Here is a 1,431-nt window from a genome sequence, read left to right on the forward strand (position 1 = left end):
CAATGTAGTTCACTTAAGCGGAGCTGCTTTGCGATTAATTGGGTAGCGAGTCTTTGATATTTTTACCGCCCTAGGCCGATTAGGCTTAGGGCGTTTGTCTATAAAGAGGACTGATAAGTCTCCCCTTAGACTCTTTAAACGCTTAGGTGTATTGCCTGGCGATATCGCTTTACTCATCACCTTCAGTTGGCTCGCTATAAACTGACAAGCGTATTTAAAGCTAATTTCATTCGGCATTCTTCCATGTTCAACTGCTGCCTGACTTGCTTCACGTCTTACCAAATTATAACCAAGCAACAGCCCCCAGAGTTCTTGATAAACAAGGTTTACTGTTTTACTGCGTAATACTAAGGCATTGTGTTGCATTGAGCTTTTGATATCACGATAACCTAATTCGATTTCCCAACGTTCATGATAAAGTTCGGCTACCGCTTTCGCGTCGTAGTCTGCTCTTGGAAGGGATGTAAAAACAGTTTTCTGCTTACCTTGTACTTCATAGGTCACCGCTCTGACTTGCCATTTTTCAGGTAAACTAGGGTTCTTTTTGAGAGCTTGCGGTGAGACGTTCATTTCGATGAGCATATCATTGCTTTCTTCTTCATCTAAAAGTGTGTATTTCAACCCTTTCCTTGCTGGTATCAACCAATGTCTATTAATACCGCTATTTTGAAGAGAGAGAAGTAAGTCTGCACCGTAAAAACCTTTATCTAGTAACGTCACAGAGTTATCTGGTAAAGAGTCGATGAAGGGCATAGCAAGTGGGATTTCACCACGCCGATAAGGGCTTATGGCAGCGTCAACGATGACATGAGAACGGACATTCATCATAGTCACAACTCTTAGCATTGGATGTGGTGTCTGCCTGCTACTCGAGGTATTACCCGAGCCAAAGTGCTCTCTAAGTTCGGGCGTATCCGCGGTGCGAAAAAGAGCACCGTCTACAGCAAAAACTTGTAATCCTTGCCACGTATCATCACGGTATCGTTCAAGACCCCACGTTCGCCCACATTGTTTAAACAACCACTCTGGTGCAGCACTGCCTAAACGTTGTCTTGCCTGGGTTAAAGCACTTTTTGCTAATAACTCTTCATCAGCCAAGCCATCCGCACAGACATTCATTCTTCGTGCGACTTCGGCAATTGGTTCATTACGGAAGAAGGCCATGCCGACAATTAACCACAAGACCATGTCACTTGGTAGTCGACGTCGGCGAATAGTCGCTTTATCAGAAAGACTAGCTGCCTTAACAACCCATTCATCTGGGATATGTTCAGAGAAAGTGGTGAGTTGAGCTACATCAACAGGATTTTCTTCGAGGAAATCGACAAAATAGTTTTGGATAGACATAAAAAATCGGAAGCCTAGAAACAGGCTTCCGATTATCTCTCAGAAGAAGGATCGGTCAACCGATCCTTATCTGATCTACATTGC

1 protein-coding gene is annotated in these 1,431 nt (G+C 43.7%); it reads right to left on the minus strand.

Annotation, left to right across the window (positions count from 1 at the left end; all coding sequences use genetic code 11):
- Positions 1-9 precede the first annotated feature (9 nt).
- The gene (locus JC606_RS23095) at positions 10-1,347 is read right to left on the minus strand and encodes an IS4 family transposase (RefSeq protein ID WP_137409200.1); all 1,338 of its coding nucleotides are present in this window, start codon (positions 1,345-1,347) and stop codon (positions 10-12) included.
- Positions 1,348-1,431 lie beyond the last annotated feature (84 nt).

Source organism: Vibrio sp. IB15, assembly GCF_016406055.1.
Classification (GTDB): Bacteria; Pseudomonadota; Gammaproteobacteria; order Enterobacterales; family Vibrionaceae; genus Vibrio; species Vibrio chagasii.